Annotated in this window: 4 protein-coding genes and 1 pseudogene; 2 read left to right on the forward strand and 3 right to left on the reverse strand. The window is 61.8% G+C overall.

The features are described 5' to 3' along the window. Positions 1 to 667 precede the first annotated feature (667 nt). Entirely contained in the window at positions 668 to 886 is a 219-nt protein-coding gene (locus NKH90_RS34070) for a hypothetical protein (protein ID WP_352452598.1), read from the reverse strand. Between the two features lie 553 nt (positions 887 to 1,439). On the opposite strand from NKH90_RS34070, the gene NKH90_RS34075 reads away from it, so the two are divergent. Both NKH90_RS34075 and NKH90_RS34080 read left to right on the forward strand, forming a co-directional pair. Continuing rightward, on the forward strand, positions 1,440 to 1,868 hold the full coding sequence (locus NKH90_RS34075; RefSeq protein ID WP_352452599.1) for an insulinase family protein: 429 nt from the start codon (positions 1,440 to 1,442) through the stop codon (positions 1,866 to 1,868). 40 nt (positions 1,869 to 1,908) lie between these two features. Next, the gene (locus NKH90_RS34080; protein WP_352452600.1) at positions 1,909 to 2,967 is read left to right on the forward strand and encodes a class I SAM-dependent methyltransferase; all 1,059 of its coding nucleotides are present in this window, start codon (positions 1,909 to 1,911) and stop codon (positions 2,965 to 2,967) included. A 397-nt stretch (positions 2,968 to 3,364) separates the two neighbouring features. On the opposite strand, the gene NKH90_RS34085 is transcribed toward NKH90_RS34080, so the two are convergent. Next, the gene (locus NKH90_RS34085; protein ID WP_352823669.1) at positions 3,365 to 4,783 is read right to left on the reverse strand and encodes an FAD/NAD(P)-binding protein; all 1,419 of its coding nucleotides are present in this window, start codon (positions 4,781 to 4,783) and stop codon (positions 3,365 to 3,367) included. Beyond that, positions 4,780 to 5,129 (reverse strand): annotated as a pseudogene (locus NKH90_RS34090) (alkanesulfonate monooxygenase); the annotation flags it as partial. The pseudogene NKH90_RS34090 and the gene NKH90_RS34085, both read right to left, overlap by 4 nt.

The raw sequence follows: 5,129 nt of genomic DNA on the forward strand, positions 1-5,129 counted from the left end.
ATCTCCTGTTGAGTGAGTGGTTCGATGCAGCCTCACCCTGACAGAGCGCCGGCCGCCGTTCACTCCTCATGGGATCTAAAGCCGAGGGAGATCTACTGGATCGCCCCCGATCGGGCTGCGCAACCCCGACCAGCTGACGCCCGATCGGGCGCTCACGTCGCAGCCGGCAGCACCGTTATGCGACATTTCTACTTTGCTGACATCGCGACATTCGAACTTGGTTGCAACAAGTTGTAGCAGCTAAGTAAAATATCCTGATCTGCCAAAAATAGGAATGTCGCTCCTGCTTGTGCCTTGCCACTCTCTCGCCTTCGAGAGCGGGGAGATTGCATCTTGGGACGTTTAAGGGGTGGATTTTCGTTTAAACGGTTCAAATGGGCGGTCGTCCGCCAGCAACTTCTCCTTGCTAAGTAATCCGGCATTCTCGAAGGCCTCGCGCCAGTTCGAGGCGCATTCATATCCCCCTCCGCAGCAGCACGCGCAAGCATCGTCACAAGCCCCGAGCCGCTTCGCGTTCGGCGCTGTCCAATTTCCGACAATGTCGGATACGCAACGTAGCAGGGTCAGATCTACCAGACTGCGTATAAATGGTTTTCTCATTTGGCACGGTACATGCACCATCATCCGCAAACACGTGCCCGACGAAAGAAGACGTCGCATGATCACCTCACCAAAACATACCGCCGCCGCGGAACAAATCACTTCGCCCCGAACCTTGCTTATCGTCCGTCCCGTCACCACAACCGGAGCCATCCGCTTCGTCTTCGACGGCGGCACCACGCAGGACTCGGCTGACAAGGAGGGACTGGCCAATTTGATGACCGGCCTGTTCGACGAGGGCGCCGGCGATCTCGACAGTGATGCCTTCCAGGCGACGGTTGACCATGCCGGGGCCGAGATGAGCTTCGACGCGCAGCGCGACGGCATTTATGGCAGATGCGCATGCTGCCCGAACGGAAGGACGCCGCCTTCGATCTGCTCAGGCTCGCGCCTAACAGCCCCCGCTTCGACCAGGAGCCCGTCGACCGCATCCGCGCCAAGCGGCGCAGAATCTACGGCACGCATCCTTATTCGAGGCCGGACGAGGGGCACCAAGGAGAGCCTCGCCGGCATAACGCCGGTCGATCTAGGCGCCCTCCACAAGGCCGCTTTCGTCGGTGACGGGCTGCACGTAGCGGTCGTCGGCGACATTGATGCCAAAGGCCTGAGTGAAAGGCCCCACGACTCGGTCGGCGATTTGCCTCAGAAGCAGGCGATCGCGCCGGTGGCCGATGTCGCCCCGAGCTCGGCCGGCGTAATTGGTCGCCTACGACCCGCCGCAGACTTCGCTGCAGCTTGTTTTTCCCGGCATCGGACGCAGCGACTCGGAACTCTAAGCCGCACAGCTGATAAGCAAAATACTCAGAGGCTCGCCATTTACCTCACGTCTGTTCCAGGAAGTGCGCGAAAAGCGCGGCCTTGCTTACGGTATCCATTCCAGCCTGAAAGACCACCAGCATTCCAATGCGCTTGTCGTGACCACGGCGACGCGCGCCGACAGGGCGGCCGAGACGCTCGGGCTGATACGCCACGTGATCAGGGAGTTGGCGGAAACAGGGCCGACAGAGGCCGAGCTAAAAGCGAGCAAGAAATATCTGATCGGCACCTATGCTACCAACAATCTGGATTCCTCCAGTTCGATTGCAGCCACGCTTGTCGGGTCTTGGCATCGGCTACACCAGTGCCGCGCCGCCCTCATCGATCGACCAAGTCGAGGCAGCGGCGAAGAAGCTGCTTTCGGCCGAACCCGCCATTATGGTGGTCGGCCCGCGCGTGGACGCCAAAGAATGGGCCCGGGCTCCAATTTCGCCATTCTTCTCCCCTTGTGAGGCTTTTACTGGGAGAGATCGAGCCCAAAGGGAGATTCCGATGTCTGAAGCGAGTCAGGAAAAGTTGGACGCATTCTTGGGGAAAATGGTCGGCGATCTCGGTGCGATCGCTACGGGCGCGGCTGTCTTGCTAGGCGACAGACTCGGCCTGTTCAAGGCATTGCGCGAAGGCGGCAAGATGACGGCCGCCGAACTTTCGACACGCACCGGTACCCAGGAGCGCCTTGTAAGGGAATGGCTTTCCGGGCAGGCGGCGGCGGGCTACGTCGACTACGATGAAGCCAACGACCAGTTCTATCTCAACGCCGAGCAGGAGCTGGTGTTCGCCGATGAAAATAGCCCGGCCTTCATGGCTGGCGCATTCGAGTTCCTATCCGCGCTGTGGCTCGACGAAGAAAAGGTGAGGCAGGCATTCCAGTCCGGTAAGGGCGTTGCATGGCACGATCATAGCGCGTGTCTGTTTCGCGGTACGGAACGGTTCTTCCGTCCAGGCTATAATGCCAATCTGATCGACTCCTGGCTGCCGGCCCTGGAGGGCGTAGTCGAGAAGCTCGAACGCGGCGTGGATGTCGCGGATGTCGGATGCGGTCATGGCGCATCGACGGTGCTCATGGCACGTGCTTTCCCCAATTCGCGCTTCGTCGGCTTCGATTATCACGCCCCTTCGATCGAGCGCGCCCGCAAGGCCGCCGAGGAAGCCGGCGTCGGCGCCAACACGCGCTTCGAGGTCGCGGCCGCCAAGACCTATCCCGGCACCTATGACCTCGTCGCTTTTTTCGATTGCCTTCACGACATGGGCGACCCGGCGGGCGCCGCCACCCATGTCCACGGGTCGCTCAAGCCGGATGGCACGTGGATGATCGTCGAGCCGTTCGCGCATAATCATCTAGCGGCGAACCTCAATCCCGTCGGACGCGTTTACTATGCCGCTTCCACGTTCGTGTGCACGCCCGCGTCCCTGTCGCAGGAAGTCGGGCTCGGGCTTGGCGCCCAGGCCGGCGAGGCGAGGCTACGCAAGGTGGTGACCGGCGGCGGCTTCAAGCGATTCCGTCGCGCCACGGAGACGCCGTTCAACATGGTGCTGGAGGCCCGTCCCTAGCGCGGCCGTCGCTAGAAATTGCAGCTCATCGCTTTATGGTGAAGATCGTCGTCAAAATCCGAACTCACAGTTATCGACAAATTTTCAGAGGCGTCACTCCCCTGACATCCGATTGGAGTTGTTAGAAGCCAACAGTAGTTGAAGGCACACGCAGCCAAGCTCGTCGCCTAGAGTAGTTCGGTGCTCTCCGAGAATCCAACTCCGAAGACCGTACTCCGCGCAAACGCGCAGTTTCTCCACCTGAACTTGGGCGACTTCGGCGGCGTCGGCGACAAACGCGAAAAGCGCCAGGAGCGGCACTGCGACCAATGGCCCTTTCATAAACCTCGAATGCGCTTTCAATCTTGGCGATGCGTTCCGTCAGTGTGATCTGAAAAGACTCATGCTAATCACAGCTTCACGACGCCTTGCGACGCAACGCCGTTTGGTATCCCAACCATTGGTGAATTTCGGCGGCGATGCGCTCGGCATGTGCGGTGACTTCGGGAATTCCCATCAGTTCGCCGACGCTGCCTCGCGCCAGTGGCCCGCTGACGAAAATGCTGTCGGTCGGGCGCCCGGATGTGCCGACCGCACGGCCTTGGCTGTCGGTATCCAAACCAAGACCAATCGGATCGAGCCGGACCAATCCCATCCGCTCGAGCGCCGCAATCGCCGTGTTGGTCCGCAAGATATCGGCGTGCGCCGGTCCGGTCGTCACGATCACACTGTCGAAAGCATCGACAACGACGCTGCGTTGGCCACGCAGCCGCTGCCTGACGCGAATGCATCCGTCTACCTGTTCGGCGCCGACAATCGATGCGGCGCTATAGGAAAGCCTCCCCTCGGCAACGCGGCGATCGAGCACGGCCGCGATCTGTGGCGCAACGCGGAAGCGATGCACATCCCACAGCGCGCGAAGGTGACGCACAACCTGGCGCTGCTCGGCTAGCGGCAAGGCCTGCCAGATAGTTTGTCCCTGACGTCGGACGGCATCGAGCACCGGATGCCAGTCTTCGCCCCGACGCTTGGCATCAAGGATCGTTACCCGGATGCGCCTGAATAGTGCCGTTGCGCTTCGTGAAGGAAGGGTCGTGAAATCACCAATTGGATCGGCCAGCATCGCGGCTTGGCTGCGCGAGCGATAGCCGTGGCGTGACAGCGCGACGATGTGGCCGCGATGCCCCCTGCGGTCGAGCATTGCAATCACGTCCGCCGACGTCAGTCCGGTGCCAACGACCAGGACACGGTCGTCGCGGCCGATCGCTTCCAGCCTCTCGAGATCATAGGGATTGGCCACCAGCCCGGCTGTGCCAGCCACGGACTTCAGGGGCATCGGCAAGGCCGGCGGCGGATGCGTCGTCGCAATCACCACGGCGTCGGCAGCGAGCGTCCCGCCATCAGCGAGGATCAGACAGTAGCCCTCGCCGGTGCGCTCGATCGATGCGACGGCGGACCTGACATGGCGGATCGTTTTGCTGAGAAGGAAGGGCCGGAGATGGGATTCCACATAGCGCCCGAAAACGCGACGCTGCGGGTAGAGTGCTCCGTAGGCGGCAATAGCCTCGGCATCGTCTACAATGGCTCTGGTCTGCTCCAGCCAGTCGGCAAAGTGGCTGTCCTGGCCGGAGATCAGCGTCATCCTCGAGGCCGGCACATTGATGCGGTGTGAAGGATCGGTCGTCGAATAGGCCAGACCATAGCCGAGCCTTTCGCGCGGCTCGACGACCACGATATCGGATGCACCGGCCGGGAGCAGCCGCGCCAGATGAAACGCAGTCGCCGCACCTGAAAAGCCGCCGCCGACAATCGCTATGATCGGTTCGCTGGCGCTCAAGACTGGCTCGCGCGCAGCGACGACGGGCGATGGTCGCCGGCCACCGTTTCGCCGAAGGGGCCCATGTTAACCGCCGTCGGCCGCGTCGAGATTTCGTGATCGAGCGGCAACAGCGGCAGCACCAGTTCGCCGAAGCGATAGGCTTCCTCCAGATGCGGATAGCCGGACAGGATGAAGGTATCGATGCCGATGCGCCGGTATTCGTCGATGCGCTCCGCCACCGTCGCCGCATCGCCGACCAGAGCGGTGCCGGCGCCGCCGCGCACCAGGCCGACACCGGCCCACAGATTCGGACTGATTTCGAGTTTGTCGCGACGGCCGCCATGCAGCCGGCTCATGCGCGACT

It is taken from the genome of Mesorhizobium sp. M0898 (assembly GCF_040319695.1).
GTDB lineage: Bacteria > Pseudomonadota > Alphaproteobacteria > Rhizobiales > Rhizobiaceae > Mesorhizobium.